The following is a 14,679-nucleotide window of genomic DNA, read 5'->3' on the forward strand; positions in this document are numbered from 1 at the left end:
TTGGTCGCGATGGCGTCGACATGGATCTTCCGTCAACCGCGGAGCATTCATCGCGGGTAAACCCTGCTCCTACAAGACGTTGCATGACCCACAAAAAAGCCCCGGTGCAGTTCGATTGCCCGGGGCTTTTTTGTGCTTTACGCCTTGCTCGAAGGTGGCTCGCTGACAGGGGTCTCAGGCGCCGGGGGCTGCACCTGTGCCTCGTCGCCGTTGCGCCGGTGCTCCTGATGCCAGTGCAAGGCAATCAGGATCAGCGTCGGCACGCCCAGCAGGGCCGTGATCAGGAAGAAATCATGGTAACCCCAATTCTCGACCATGACCCCCGAGTAGCCACCGATCAGGCGCGGTAGCAGCAGCATGATCGAACTCAACAAAGCGTACTGGGTGGCAGAGAACTTCAGGTTGGTGAGGCTGGACAGGTAAGCCACGAATGCCGACGTTGCAAGCCCAGAGCTGAAGTTGTCGAGCGAAATGGTCACCACCAGCATCTGCAGGTTGGGCCCCATACCGGCCAGCATCAGGAACAGGATATTGGTACCCGCCGAGGCGACACCGCCGATGAACAGGATCGGCAAGATGCCAAAGCGCACGATCAACAACCCGCCGAAACCGGCGCCAAGCAAAGTCATGATCAGGCCGAAGATCTTGCTGACGCTGGCGATCTGATCCTTGGTAAAGCCCTGATCGATGTAGAACACATTGGCCATGACGCCCATGACCGTATCGGACATGCGGTAGGTCGCGATCAACCCTAGCAGCAGCAGTGCCTGCCAGCGATAGCGCAGGATAAAATCATTGACCGGTGTGAGCACTGGCGCCAAGCCTCGACGTCCCATGGACGACAGACACAGGCCGGTCAGCAGCGTGTAGAGAATGGCGCGCAGGAAGGCGCGGTCTTCAAACAGCAGGTCGAGCAGGCTGCCCCCTTCGAACAGCACACTGGCAAAGTCGGTGTTGTAGAGCTGGGTGAACATGGCCGGTACCGACACCAGCAAGATGATCAGCACGAACACCGAAACCAGTTGATGACTGAAACCGTAACGGGCGGCAGACAACTGGGTTTTCAGCGACACCGGGGGTTCACGCATCAACAGGGTGGTGAGCAACGCGGGCACCATCAGCACGCCAAACAGCACGTAGGTGCCGGTCCAGGCTTTGTGCAGGTAGCTGAAACCGGTCGAGCCGAAGCCTTCGGCAAAAAACAGCGCCCCGGCGGTCGCCAGCAGTGCTGCCACCCGATAGCCGGCCATATAGCTGGCGGCCAGAGCGGCCTGGCGGCTTTCTTCGGCAATCTCCAGGCGATAGGCGTCCACCGCAATATCCTGGGTGGCGGAGGCGAACGCCACCAGCACTGCCAGGGCAATCAGCCAGGACAGATGTTTTTGTGGGTCGCAAAAGCCCATGCCAATCAGGCCGATAATCACCAGCACTTGCGATAGCATCAGCCAGGAACGCCGCCTGCCCATCCGCGCCAGCAGGGGCAGGCGCCATTGGTCGAGCAGGGGCGACCAGACCCATTTGAAGGCATAGGCCAAGCCGATCAGGCTGGCATAACCGATGGTTTCGCGCGCTACACCGGCCTCGCGCAACCACACCGAAAGCGTTGAAAACACCAGCATGTACGGCATGCCGGCGGCAAAGCCGAGCAGCAGTAGCACCAGTGTGGAAGGGCTGGCATAAGCGGCGAGCGCAGCGCGCCAGGTTTTACGGGGCATGAGCTGGAATCTGCCTCAGTTTACGAAAACAAAGCGCGCACTCTAACCGCTGTGCTCCATCGGGCGCCAGCCATGGCACTTAATATCCACACGGTTGTTCTGGACAGTGATGCCCTCGGCACGCAGTCGAGCGCGTTGTTCATTACCCGAAACCGTGCCCAGTGGCAGGCTGATTCGCCCTCCGGCGCCCACTACCCGATGCCATGGCAGGCGCGTGCCCTCGGGCAACTGGCTGAGGGTGCGGCCGACCCACCGTGCAGCGCGACCCAAGCCTGCGAGCTCCGCCAATTGACCATAGCTGACGACTTTACCCTCAGGCACCTGGCCAAGCGCCACATACAGGGCCGTTCGTCGGGCCACGGCCTCGTTGTCAGCAGAAGCCGATGCGCTGTTCATCGCCCACGCTCACTGGGCTTGAGGTGTGCCGAGCCGACATCGATATTGCCAGTGGCTATTGAACTCATCGCTATTCGTCCGGTCAGTCCTTGCTCAGGGTACGTCTATCAGGATAATGCCCGAAATTTTCGCGAACCAGAGCGTTGTATTTGCTTATGTTGTCCAGAGTCCTGATATGCCTTGCCGTTGCTGGCGCCTCGTCGGCAGCCGTCGCCGATACCGTGTGGATGAAGAATGGAGATCGCTTGAGCGGCAAGATCAAGTTCTTCGATGGCGGCAAGCTGCTGCTTGATACTGAGTATGGCGGATCAGTGGCCATCGACATGAAGAAGGTCAAGACCCTGGAAAGTGATCAGGAGCTGCTGGTCAAGCAGGATGAGTACAGCGGCGAGAAGGCCAAGTCGTTGAGCGCGGCCGAAGACGGCAAGGTCACCCTGGCCAATGGCGAGACGCCAAAGACCGTCGAATTATCCAGCATCCAACAGATCCTCAAGCCCAAGCCCGTGGTTGAAGACCTGATGATTAAGGGTAATGTCGATGTGGCTTTGGACTACAAGCAGGCCGAATCCGACACCGAAAACTACGACATCGACTTCAAGACCACTGCCCGCCACGGCCGCTGGCGCCACAACGTTGAAGGCGAATACAACCGCGAAGCCCAGGATGAGGTCACGACGACCAACAACTGGAGCGCCGAGTACGCCCTGGACCGGTTTATCACTGACAAGTGGTTCTGGCAGGGTCGCCTGGATTACAAGCGCGACCATATCGAAGAGCTTGCCCGTCGACGCACCATCGGTACCGGCCCGGGTTATCAGTTCTGGGATGACGAGCTGGGCGCCTTCTCGCTGGGTTCGCTGCTCAACCGTACCGACTTCGAATATGCCGACGGCGGCAAGGACAACTTCTATTCCCTGGGCGTGAAGTGGGACTACAACCGCTACCTGATCGGCAAGAGAGTCGAGTTCTTCACCAATGGTGAAGTCGGCAAGCCACTGGGCAACGTCGCTAACTACAGTCTCGACGCTGAAGTTGGCCTGCGCTACAAGGTCACCGAGTGGGCGTCGCTGAACCTCAAGGCCGAGAAAGACATCATCAGTGGCACCAAGGACAGCGACCTGGACAAAACCCGCTATACCGCAGGGTTTGGTGTGACCTGGTAACAGCTGCCCAGCGGTGTCTTGGCAAATGCGGGTGATAATGCTTACCTTGTGACCGAATACCGTGTTCAAGGAGTCACAGGGTGAGCCTAAAAGCTGCCAAGCAAGCGCGTACGCTTCTGCTTAAAGAATACCGGGGGGTGCTCTCCACCCACTCCAAATCGATGCCGGGCTTTCCGTTCGGCTCCGTCGTTCCTTACTGCCTGGACGCCCAGGGCAATCCACTGATCCTGATCAGCCGCATAGCCCAGCACACCCATAACCTGCAAAAAGATCCGAAGTGTTCGTTGCTGGTCGGCGAGCGAGGGGCTGAGGATGTACAGGCGGTCGGGCGTTTGACGGTGCTGGCTGAAGCCAGCCAGTTGACCGACCCGGCAGCCATCAATGCCGCCGCTGAGCGTTACTACCGGTATTTCCCCGAGTCGAGCAACTACCACAAAGCCCACGATTTCGATTTCTGGGTGCTCAACCCGGTGCGTCACCGCTATATCGGCGGTTTCGGGGCGATTCACTGGGTTGATGAACTGACCGTGGCCAATCCGTTCGCCGGCAAGGCGGAGCTGAGCATGATCGAGCACATGAACGCCGATCATGCCAAGGCCATTGCCCATTATGTCGAGCTGGCCGGATTGCCCCAGCATACCCCTGCAAAAATGGCGGGCATCGACAGCGAAGGCATGCACCTGCGCATCGGCCAGGGGCTGTATTGGCTGCCTTTCGCAGCGTCTTGCAATACGCCGACACAGGTTCGTGAAGCCTTGGTTTCCCTGGCGCATGCGGACGAATGGCCGACTGTTGTCGCGGCGGCGACTTGAAAAAACGGGAAGTCGCCGTCATTTAGGGGTTTACTGCAAGGATGTCTTGCGTAGAGGACCCCGTAATGCGTGCATTTCTACTGTTGTTTCTTCTTTTTCCGGTGCTGGAGCTGTACGTCTTCTTCAAGGTCAGCACCGCGATCGGCTTTTTCCCGGCGCTGCTATTGATCATCGCAGGCTCCGCCCTGGGTGTGCTGGTGGTGCGAGTGGCAGGTCTTGCCACTGCATTGCGTGCCCGTGAAAGCCTGCAGCGCGGCGAACTGCCCGCCGAGCAGATGTTCCAGGGCATGTTGTTGGCAGTGGGAGGCGGCTTGCTGCTGTTGCCAGGCTTTATCAGCGATGTGATCGGCCTGGTGTGCCTGCTGCCGTTCACCCGGCGCTTGCTGGGCCGCAAGATGCGCGAGCGCGCCGAGGCGCAAGCCATGCGCCAGCGTGCCTTTGCCGATGACCTCTATGCTCAGCGCCCCGATGCCACTCCCGGCAGCCCGCGCAAGCCGGATGTCATCGAAGGCGAATACGAGCGACGTGACCGCTAAGCCACCTTGTTCTGACGCGGCCCCTTCATGGGGCCGTTTTTTTTGTGCCAGGCGATGCAAAAAATTTCAGGGGTTGCACTTGTAATCCACTTGGGCGACCTCATGTATGGGTCACCGCAAGGTTTCTGGTCGCTGGCCAGACATTTAACTTACACGGCTCGCCTGGCGAGTCGTGACCGGCACAGCCGGATGAACCAACTTGCCGGTGCCGATACCGGCCGATGAAAACCACAATTAGGAGAGATCGACAATGAAGCTTCGTCCTCTGCATGACCGCGTCGTAATCCGTCGCAGCGAAGAAGAATCGAAAACCGCTGGCGGTATCGTTCTGCCGGGTTCGGCCGCTGAAAAGCCTAACCGTGGCGAAATCGTCGCTGTAGGTGCCGGCCGTGTGCTGGACAACGGTGAAGTACGTGCGCTGGCTGTGAAAGTGGGTGACAAGGTCGTTTTCGGCCCGTACTCCGGCAGCAACACTGTGAAAGTTGACGGCGAAGACCTGCTGGTGATGAGCGAGAACGAAATCCTCGCTGTCATCGAAGCTTGATTACCGCTGGTTTCCCGTTACTACAAAGTATTTAAGGAATAACGATCATGGCTGCTAAAGAAGTTAAATTTGGCGATTCCGCCCGTAAGAAAATGCTGGCTGGCGTTAACGTTCTGGCTGACGCGGTAAAAGCGACCCTGGGCCCGAAAGGCCGTAACGTGATCCTGGCCAAAAGCTTCGGCGCACCGACCATCACCAAGGATGGCGTGTCTGTAGCCAAGGAAATCGAACTGAAGGACGCCTTTGAAAACATGGGCGCCCAGCTGGTCAAAGACGTGGCTTCGCGCGCTAACGACGACGCAGGCGACGGCACCACCACCGCTACCGTCCTGGCTCAAGCCATCGTCAACGAAGGCCTGAAAGCCGTCGCTGCCGGCATGAACCCGATGGACCTGAAGCGCGGCATCGACAAGGCGACCATCGCCATCGTTGCCCAGCTGAAAACCCAATCCAAGCCATGCGCTGATTCCAAGGCCATCGCTCAGGTCGGCACCATCTCCGCCAACTCCGACAACTCCATCGGCGACATCATTGCCGAAGCCATGGAAAAAGTCGGTAAAGAAGGCGTGATCACCGTTGAAGAAGGCTCGGGCCTGGAAAACGAACTGTCGGTCGTAGAAGGCATGCAGTTCGACCGTGGCTACCTGTCCCCGTACTTCGTCAACAAGCCAGAAACCATGGTTGCCGAGCTCGACGGCCCGCTGATCCTGCTGGTCGACAAAAAGATCTCCAACATCCGCGAAATGTTGCCAGTACTGGAAGCCGTTGCCAAAGCCGGTCGTCCTCTGCTGATCGTTGCCGAAGACGTTGAAGGCGAAGCCCTGGCGACTCTGGTAGTGAACAACATGCGCGGCATCGTTAAAGTCGCTGCCGTCAAGGCACCAGGCTTCGGCGACCGTCGCAAGGCCATGCTGCAGGACATCGCCGTTCTGACTGGCGGTACCGTTATCTCCGAAGAGATCGGCCTGAGCCTGGAAAGCACCACCCTGGAGCACCTGGGTAACGCCAAGCGCGTTGTTCTGTCCAAAGAAAACACCACCATCATCGACGGTGCTGGCGTTGAAGCCGACATCCAGGCTCGCGTTGTCCAGATCCGTCAGCAAGTGGCCGACACTTCCTCGGACTACGACCGTGAAAAACTGCAAGAGCGTCTGGCCAAGCTGTCTGGCGGCGTTGCAGTGATCAAGGTTGGCGCTGGCTCCGAAGTTGAAATGAAAGAGAAGAAAGCCCGCGTTGAAGACGCCCTGCACGCTACCCGTGCAGCCGTTGAAGAAGGCGTGGTGCCTGGCGGTGGTGTTGCTCTGGTACGTGCCCTGCAAGCTATCGACACTCTGAAAGGCGACAACGCTGATCAGGACGTAGGTATCGCTCTGCTGCGTCGCGCTGTCGAAGCACCTCTGCGCCAGATCGTTGCCAACTCCGGCGACGAGCCAAGCGTTGTGGTCGACAAGGTCAAGCAAGGTAGCGGCAACTACGGCTACAACGCTGCAACCGGCGAATACGGCGACATGATCGAAATGGGTATCCTGGACCCAGCCAAAGTGACCCGTTCGGCACTGCAAGCTGCTTCCTCGATCGCCTCGCTGATGATCACCACCGAAGCGATGGTTGCCGAGGTTCAAGACGACAAGCCATCTGGCGGCATGCCAGACATGGGCGGCATGGGTGGCATGGGCGGCATGATGTAAGCCAGCCTTACCCCCGTAGCAACTAAAAGGCCCGGTGCGAAAGCACCGGGCCTTTTATTTTTGTACGCATATTCCACACGGCATGTGGCATGGGCCTGGTGTGGCCATTGCCTGTAGGAGCTAGGCTTGCCGGAGTGCCGGACCACTGCGATGGCTTCACCTCGGTCCAACAGACAACCGCGGCACCTTCATCGCCGGCAAGCCGTGCTCCTACATCTATGGGCGCTGCATGGCAGGAACAGCGGTGGTTGAAGCCTGACTCTCCCGTCGGTAGAGCACCGCATAATAGGAGCCCAGGCAGATCAGCCAGCAGAAGATCGCGGTCCAGACGTTGTGGGAGAAAAAATGCGCGCCCTGCAGCATTCGTCCAACTGAAAAGATCGTCCCCAGCGAGAATGCAAAGATGAAGGCGGCCTTGGCCAGGCGCGGGCGACGGTCTCGCAGCACGAAAAACAGCGCAAACAAGGTGAGCCCGGTTGCAGCATGCCCACCCGGCCAGCAGCGGCCTGGCTTGTCGGTGGCTGGCCGATGCTCCAGCAGCTAGCTATAGGTTTCCTTGCCGCCGAATTCTTTCAGGCTCCAGGGACACTGCACGGCAGTGACTGCTTGGGTAAAGGCATCTGGAGTCCACACGGTAATTGAATATACGGTTAGCCTGAATCAACGGCCCTGGAGTCGGGCGTAACACAACGCCGCGAAAGTGCGCGCAGGGTAGCGTCGCGAAGGTGTGAATCGTGAGTGAAAAAATGTTATGACGCCACGAATCCCACATGCCCTAGCCCTGTGCCCCGGCAGGCCTTAAGCTGCGCCTGCCACGAGGGCGAAAGCTGCGGACAAAGAGGGAGCCCAATGCGAATTCTACTGGTTGAAGACAACCGCGATATCCTGGCCAACCTGGCTGACTACCTGGGTATGAAAGGCTATATCGTTGACTGCGCCCAGGACGGTTTGTCGGGCCTGCATCTGGCGGCCACCGAACATTACGACCTGATCGTGCTGGACATCATGTTGCCTGGCATCGACGGCTATACCCTGTGCAAGCGTCTGCGAGAAGATGCCCGCCGCGATACACCAGTGATCATGCTGACCGCACGAGATCAACTCGACGACCGGCTGCAGGGGTTTCGCTCCGGTGCCGACGACTACTTGCTCAAGCCTTTTGCCTTGTCTGAGCTGGCGGCGCGAATAGAGGCTGTGCTGCGTCGCAGCCAAGGGGGTGGCAAGCGCTGCCTGCAAGTGGGCGACCTGAACTACGATCTGGACACGCTTGAGGTGACCCGCGAAGGGCGTCTGCTCAAGCTCAACCCTGTCGGCCTGAAGCTACTGGCAGTGCTGATGCAGAAAAGCCCCCATGTGCTGCGGCGTGAAGTGCTCGAAGAGGCCCTGTGGGGCGATGATTGCCCGGACAGTGACAGCCTGCGAAGCCATGTCCACCAACTGCGCCAAGTGATCGACAAGCCGTTCGACAAGCCACTGCTGCAGACCGTGCATGGTGTTGGCTATCGCCTGGCCGAGGGGCGTGATGGAGTTTAAGCAGAGCCTTGCTCAGCGGATCATCATTGCCTTTGCCTTGATGACTGCACTGGTAGCCGGGGCCTTTGCCATCGGGATCATCTCGACGGTTCATCTGGTCGAGGAAAAGCTTATCTCCGCAGGCTTGGGCGGAGACCTGCAGCGTCTGTTGTTGATGGACAAGGTCAGCGATTGGAGCCATCGCCCCGAACCCGACCAACTCTTCTATTACAGCAGTGGCACGGGAGACTTCGAGCTGCCCAAGGACCTGCGGCACCTGGACCCAGGTTTCCACGAAGTCTTTCGCGAAGAACTGTCCTACCACGCCATGGTTGAAGTGGTGGATGGTCGCCGCTACGTGCTTCTACAAGACCAGAGCGACTTCGAAGAGCGCGAGCGGGTGCTTTTTGCCGTGGTCGTCATAGGGTTCGTCCTGAGCCTTGCACTGTCGGTGGTGCTGGGATGGATGTTGGCTCGCAAGGTCATGGCACCCGTGGTGCGCCTGGCGCGCCAGGTGCGTCACCGCGATCAATTGCTGGGTCTGGCGCCACCCTTGGCACCGGATTATGCCGCGGACGAGGTGGGTGAACTGGCGGTTGCCTTCGATGCAACGCTGGGTCGACTGCGTGACACCTTGAATCGCGAGCGTCTATTCACCAGCGATGTGAGTCATGAGTTGCGCACGCCCTTGATGGTGTTGGCCAGCTCCTGTGAGCTGTTGCTGGAGAACCCTGCCCTCGATCAGCGTGCCCGTGCCCAAGTAGAGCGAATCTTCCGGGCGTGTGCGCAAATGCGTGAATTGGTTCAGACCTTCCTGATGCTGGCCCGTTCCGAGCATGAAGATACCGCAGGTGCTTCCCTGGCAACCGTGGCACAAGTCGCCGATGAACTGATAAACCTGTGGCGCGAGCCTATCGAGCAAAAGGGATTGGCCTTGAGCGTGAAGGTTCTTACGGTGTCACAAACTCTCTACAACACCACTTTCCTGCACGCGGTCATGGCTAACCTGATCCGCAACGCTGTGCACTACACTGACCATGGATTTATCCACCTGACGCTCGATGGCGACCACTTCTGGGTGGAGGACAGCGGAGTGGGGATTCCGGAAGAGAAACGCGAAGCCATGTTTCAGCCCTTTGTGCGCGGTAACAATGAGAAGCGCGGCGAGGGCCTGGGGTTGGGGCTTTCGTTGGTGCAGCGGATTTGTGATAACCAAGGCTGGACCGTCGAGCTGTCGCCCACGCAGCCTCACGGTTGCCGATTTGATGTTGAGCTGTCGCCAAAAAAACGGTGAATCTGTCAGAACGTGGTATTTAGCCCCGTAAAACCTCGAAATGTATAAGGATCCAAACTCACAAAATTTTCACATTTGTATGACCTGGCGATGACGAGCGCATGAATAAGGTGGGCTGATCAGAGCCAGGAGATGCATCATGAGCGACCCGATCAAGCTGGAATTTTCCGAGAAATATGACCAGCAGCACGCGCAGAATTATTTCATCAAGCATCAGGACGGGCTGGCGCGCAGGCTCTCTCACTATCGTGACGAACAACTGGCCCAACGCGCCCTGGCGTTGGCAGGCGAACCCAGCCTGGTGCTGGACCTGCCTTGCGGCGCCGGTCGATTCTGGCCATTGCTGGCGCAAAAAACCAACCGTGTGATCATCGGTGCCGACAATTCGGCTGACATGCTGGCAACCGCTTGCCATTCGCAACCGGCAAAGGTGGTGGAACGGGTTCGACCTTTGCAAACATCGGCGTTCGATATCGATTTGCCTGACAATGCGGTCGACAGCATTTTCTGCATGCGTCTGATGCATCACATCGGTGAGTCCTCGAACCGTTTGGCAATGCTCAAGGAGTTTCAGCGCGTGACACGTGACAGCGTGATCCTCTCGTTGTGGGTCGATGGAAACTTCAAGGCGTGGCGTCGCAAGAAGCTTGAAGAAAAACGCCGGCTGAAAGAAGGCGAGGGCAGTTTCCAGAACCGTTTTGTGTTGCCAGCTGCTACAGTCGAGGCCGAATTCAAGCAGTCGGGTTTCCGAATTCAGGAACGTTTGGACTTCTTGCCGCTCTACGCCATGTGGCGCGTTTACGTTTTGCGTAAGGAGTAAGAAGCGAATGGCAGTAGAGTGTGCAACCGAGGTCGTTTCGATGAGTGAAAACCGCTTTGAGCATTACTGGCAGCAGCGTGGCGAGTGGGTTGAAGAGCCCAACCAGCGGCGCGGCGGCGAAAGTGGCGTGCAGCGGTTACGAGGCGAAGACGGGCGCTTGTTGTATGCCAAGCGCCAGGTTGGGCACATCTATCGCAGTTTGTTGCATCCTTTGGGTCGACCTACGGTACTGCGTGAGCATGATGCACTGAGGGCGTTCCAGGCCCTGAAGGTGCGGGTGCCAGAAGTGGTTTATTGCGGTGTCGAACGCAGCGAAGATCGCCAATGGCGAGCGTTGTTGGTGACGGCAGCGCTGGAAGGCTTCGTAGAACTGGACGACTGGTATGCCTCGGGTGGTCGTGAGCGACACGGCGAGGCTGTCCATAAACAGATGCTTCAAGACTTGGCAGAAAACCTGGCCCGCATGCACCGTGGCCATTGGCAGCACGGTTGCCTGTATAGCAAGCATGTATTTGTCCGGGTGCTGGGCGAGGGGGAAAAGGCTCGCGCCGAAGTGGCCCTGCTGGACCTTGAGAAATGCCGTCGGCGGTTCAGCAGTCAGCGCGCTGCGGCCAACGACCTGCGCCAACTGCGTCGCCACTCGTCGTTCGCCGATGCAGACTGGGCCCAGTTGCTCTACTTTTATAGAAAGGCGTATGGCAGTTCTATCAAAGGTTTAGGCCAATGAAACTAGAAATAGCTCGAGGTATGTTTCTCATGATGGCGCTGGGCGTAGCAACCGTTGCAGCCGCTGCCTGGGAAATACCTCGGCCTGAGATACTTATTTCAGCAATAGGCAGCGGGCATTGCCCTCTGCCTCGGCTCGTCAAGGCTCAGGAAACCATGCGGCCCGACCAGGATCTGCTCCTGCTGATGTTCGGGCTTGCTCAAGGGAAGGGCCCGCAAGGCTGACGCTGCTTCGTAACACATGAAGGCCCCGTTTAATGACGGGGCTTTTTGGTTTCTGACAAACCCCAAATTTTCCTGAACTGCGATATGGCCATCGCCGCGGTCGGTAGGAGCCGGCTTTAGCCGCGATGAAGGCACCGCGGTTTGCCGGAAGGATTGCGGTGCATCCCATCGCCGGCAAGCCGTGCTCCTACAGAGCTTCAGGTTGCGTCTGGGGGGCTTTGTCCTTGGCCGCGAGCAAGGTGTAGACGCACGGCAACACGAACAAGGTGAACAAGGTGCCGATCGACATGCCCGTGGCAATCACAGTGCCGATATCGAACCGGCTCACTGCCCCGGCCCCCGTGGCCAATATCAACGGCACCATGCCGAACACCATGGCCGCGGTCGTCATCAGGACCGGGCGCAAGCGAATCGATGCGGCTTCTTCCACGGCTTCGCGCGCTGACAGGCCTTTTTCATGGCGCAACTGATTGGCAAATTCGACAATCAGAATGCCGTGCTTGCTGATCAGGCCAATCAAGGTCACCAGCCCCACCTGGGTGTAGATATTCATGCTCGATAGCCCCAGGAACAGCGGTATCAACGCACCGCATATGGACAATGGCACGGTAACCAGGATGACCAGTGGATCACGAAAGCTCTCGAATTGAGCCGCCAGTACCAGAAAGATGATCGCCAGCGCCAGGCCAAAGGTCACCCACAACGCACTGCCTTCCTGTACGAACTGACGCGCCTGGCCCCCATAGTCGAAGGCAAATCCTGCCGGTGCTTCTTCGCTGGCGATGTTACGCAGAATGGAAATGGCCTCACCCATGCTCACCATCGGCACACCCTGAATGATCGCCGAGTTCAACTGTTGGAACTGGTTCAACTGGCGGGGGCGGGCACGGTCGCTGACAGTGATCAGGGTGGAGAGCGGCAACATCTCGCCCTTGTTGTTGCGCACGTAATATTGAGTCAGCCAATCGGGGTTGTCGCGATAGGCCCGTTCAACCTGGGCGATGACTTTGTAGCTACGTCCTTCGATGGTGAAGCGGTTGATCTCGGCTTCACCCAGCAGTGTTGCCAGTGTGCCGCCCAGGGCATCCATGGAGACCCCCATCTGCGCCGCCTTGGCGCGATCGATGTCGACTACCACCTCCGGTTTGTCGAATGCCAGGTCAATGTCCAGGAACGCGAACTTGCCCGACGCCAGCGCCCGCTCCTGGACCCGTTCGGCGACCTGCAGCAAGGATTCATAATCGTTGGGTGTATTGATCACGAACTGCAATGGCAAGCCTTCGCCTGTGCCCGGCAGGGACGGCAGGTTGAAGCCAAAAATTTGCAGGCCGCTGATGTTGGAAAGTTTGGCCTGGACCTCTGGCAACAACTGCATCTGGGTACGGTCGCGTTCATCCCAGGGCTTGAGCAGAAAGCCGCCGATACCGGATTGCACACCGTTGAATCCGTTGATCTGGAACGAGGAGTAGTACTCGGGGAACTCCTTGAAGATCGAGATGAACTCATCGGTGTAGCTGCTCAGGTAATCCAGGTTGGTCGGCTGTGGGGCGGTGGCCATCATGAAAATAATGCCTTGATCTTCGTCTGGCGCCAGCTCCGAGCGGGTAAACATCAGCAATACCGGGATCAGGCACATCACGATGGCCGCGAATACCAGCACCACCGGCCGCGTGTTGAGCGTGCCATGGAGAGTTTTCTGGTAACGCCGTTTCAAGCGTTCGAAGATCTGGTCCAGGCGATGGGCCAGGCCGGAGGGGTTTTCGTCGTGGCGCAGCAGCAGGGCGCACATCATCGGCGAAAGGGTAAGGGCGACGATGCCGGAAATCACCACGGCCCCGGCCAGGGTCAGGGCGAACTCCTTGAACAATGCTCCCGTGAGGCCTTGCAGAAAGCCGATGGGGGCATAAACCGCAGCGAGGGTGATGGTCATCGAGACCACCGGCATGGCGATCTCCCTGGCGCCTTCCAGCGCAGCGTCGTACGGCGTCTTGCCTTCCTCGATATGGCGGTGGATGTTTTCCACCACCACAATCGCGTCATCCACCACCAGGCCGATGGCCAGCACCATCGCCAGCAGGGTCAGCAGGTTGATCGAATAGCCCATCAACTGCATGAAGAACAGCACGCCGATCATTGACAGCGGAATCGTGATAACCGGGATCAGCACCGAGCGCAGCGCCCCCAGGAACAGGAACACCACCACGATCACGATCAGCACCGCTTCGAACAGGGTCTTGACCACCTCGTTGATCGAGGCCTGGATAAAGCGTGTGGCATCGTAGGCGATTTCGACCTTGAGGTTGGGCGGCAACTGGGACTCCAGCTCCGGCATGATCTTGCGCACTTCCTTGATCACATCCAGCGGGTTGGCGCCAGGCGTGGCCTTGATGCCGATATACACCGAGGGGGTGCCGTCGAAGGAGCTGACGCTGTCGTAGTTCTCCGCGCCCATCTGCACTCGCGCCACGTCACCGAGCAGCACCCGGCTATCGCCTTCGGTCTTGAGTGGGATGGCGGCAAAGGCTTCGGCGGATTTCAGTTCGGTGGTGGCATTGATGCTGGTGACGATGTACTGGCCTTTCACTTCACCGGCCGCCGACAGAAAGTTGTAGCGGCGCACGGCGTCGGTGACGTCGGTGGCGCTCAGGCCGTAGCCGGCCAGCTTGACGGGGTCGAGCCAGATACGCATGGCGAACACCTGGTTGCCAAGGATTTCTGCCTCAGCCATGCCCGGCAAGGTCGCAAGCTTGGGCTGGATGATGCGCGACAGGTAGTCGGTGATCTGCGGGTTGCTCAGCTCACTGCTGAAGAAGCTGATGTACATCAGTGCCGAGGCGTCGGCGGCCTCCTTGCTCAACACCGGGTCTTCGGCGTCCTGGGGCAGCTTGTTCTTGACCTCATTGGCCTTGGCCAGCAGTTCGGTGAACAGCCGGTCACTGTCGGCGCCGATACGCGCGTAGATGGAAATCACCGAGAAGTTCTGGCGACTGACCGAGGTCATGTAGTCAATGCCTTCGGCGCTTGCCAGGCTCTGCTGCATGGGTTGGGTGATATAGCCCTGGATGGTCTCGGCGTTGGCGCCGGGGTAGGCGGTGGTCACGGTGATCAGAGCGTTTTCCATCTGCGGATATTGGCGGATGGTGAGCTTGCCGTAGGCCTGAAAGCCCAGCAGCACGATCAGCAGGCTGATCACCGTGGCCAACACCGGGCGGCGGATGAACGGATCTGTAAAAGCCATGGGGGTTGTC

13 protein-coding genes and 1 pseudogene are annotated in these 14,679 nt (G+C 58.7%); 10 read left to right on the forward strand and 4 right to left on the reverse strand.

The window, feature by feature from the left end; translation table 11 throughout:
• Positions 1-137: 137 nt before the first annotated feature.
• The gene (locus tag AC3IX4_RS05090) at positions 138-1,715 is read right to left on the reverse strand and encodes an AmpG family muropeptide MFS transporter (RefSeq protein ID WP_489259527.1); all 1,578 of its coding nucleotides are present in this window, start codon (positions 1,713-1,715) and stop codon (positions 138-140) included.
• A 42-nt stretch (positions 1,716-1,757) separates the two neighbouring features.
• Entirely contained in the window at positions 1,758-2,111 is a 354-nt protein-coding gene (locus AC3IX4_RS05095) for an MGMT family protein (protein WP_489259528.1), read from the reverse strand.
• 155 nt (positions 2,112-2,266) lie between these two features.
• Between AC3IX4_RS05095 and AC3IX4_RS05100 the strand changes: the two genes are divergently transcribed.
• From AC3IX4_RS05100 to groL, 5 genes are all read left to right on the forward strand, one after another.
• Entirely contained in the window at positions 2,267-3,274 is a 1,008-nt protein-coding gene (locus AC3IX4_RS05100; protein ID WP_489259529.1) for a DUF481 domain-containing protein, read from the forward strand.
• Between the two features lie 80 nt (positions 3,275-3,354).
• The gene (locus tag AC3IX4_RS05105; RefSeq protein ID WP_489259530.1) at positions 3,355-4,086 is read left to right on the forward strand and encodes a HugZ family pyridoxamine 5'-phosphate oxidase; all 732 of its coding nucleotides are present in this window, start codon (positions 3,355-3,357) and stop codon (positions 4,084-4,086) included.
• Positions 4,087-4,151: 65 nt separating this feature from the next.
• Positions 4,152-4,622, forward strand: a complete 471-nt coding sequence (locus AC3IX4_RS05110) for an FxsA family protein (protein ID WP_489259531.1) — start codon at positions 4,152-4,154, stop codon at positions 4,620-4,622.
• A gap of 250 nt (positions 4,623-4,872) precedes the next feature.
• Positions 4,873-5,166 carry a co-chaperone GroES gene (locus AC3IX4_RS05115; RefSeq protein WP_489259532.1) on the forward strand — a complete coding sequence of 98 codons (294 nt, stop codon included), beginning with the start codon at positions 4,873-4,875 and terminating at the stop codon, positions 5,164-5,166.
• A gap of 47 nt (positions 5,167-5,213) precedes the next feature.
• Complete coding sequence (gene groL, locus AC3IX4_RS05120; protein WP_489259533.1) at positions 5,214-6,854, forward strand: chaperonin GroEL; 1,641 nt, start codon at positions 5,214-5,216, stop codon at positions 6,852-6,854.
• Between the two features lie 216 nt (positions 6,855-7,070).
• Here the strand turns inward: groL and AC3IX4_RS05125 are convergent.
• Positions 7,071-7,463: pseudogene (locus tag AC3IX4_RS05125) on the reverse strand (phosphatase PAP2 family protein); the annotation flags it as partial.
• A gap of 240 nt (positions 7,464-7,703) precedes the next feature.
• Between AC3IX4_RS05125 and colR the strand changes: the two are divergent.
• From colR to AC3IX4_RS05150, 5 genes are all read left to right on the forward strand, one after another.
• Positions 7,704-8,387, forward strand: a complete 684-nt coding sequence (gene colR, locus AC3IX4_RS05130; RefSeq protein ID WP_489259534.1) for a two-component system response regulator ColR — start codon at positions 7,704-7,706, stop codon at positions 8,385-8,387.
• On the forward strand, positions 8,377-9,660 hold the full coding sequence (locus AC3IX4_RS05135; RefSeq protein ID WP_489259535.1) for a sensor histidine kinase: 1,284 nt from the start codon (positions 8,377-8,379) through the stop codon (positions 9,658-9,660). The genes colR and AC3IX4_RS05135 overlap by 11 nt, the downstream gene beginning before the upstream one ends.
• A gap of 139 nt (positions 9,661-9,799) precedes the next feature.
• Positions 9,800-10,480, forward strand: coding sequence for a class I SAM-dependent methyltransferase (locus AC3IX4_RS05140; RefSeq protein ID WP_489259536.1), 681 nt, complete (start codon positions 9,800-9,802; stop codon positions 10,478-10,480).
• Positions 10,481-10,487: 7 nt separating this feature from the next.
• The gene (locus AC3IX4_RS05145) at positions 10,488-11,207 is read left to right on the forward strand and encodes a lipopolysaccharide kinase InaA family protein (protein WP_489259537.1); all 720 of its coding nucleotides are present in this window, start codon (positions 10,488-10,490) and stop codon (positions 11,205-11,207) included.
• Entirely contained in the window at positions 11,204-11,431 is a 228-nt protein-coding gene (locus AC3IX4_RS05150; protein ID WP_489259538.1) for a hypothetical protein, read from the forward strand. Before AC3IX4_RS05145 ends, AC3IX4_RS05150 begins: the two co-directional genes overlap by 4 nt.
• Before the next feature lie 187 nt (positions 11,432-11,618).
• Here the strand turns inward: AC3IX4_RS05150 and AC3IX4_RS05155 are convergent, their stop codons facing one another.
• Complete coding sequence (locus tag AC3IX4_RS05155) at positions 11,619-14,669, reverse strand: multidrug efflux RND transporter permease subunit (protein WP_489259539.1); 3,051 nt, start codon at positions 14,667-14,669, stop codon at positions 11,619-11,621.
• Positions 14,670-14,679: the final 10 nt, after the last annotated feature.

The organism is Pseudomonas sp. KH_021 (assembly GCF_057838865.1).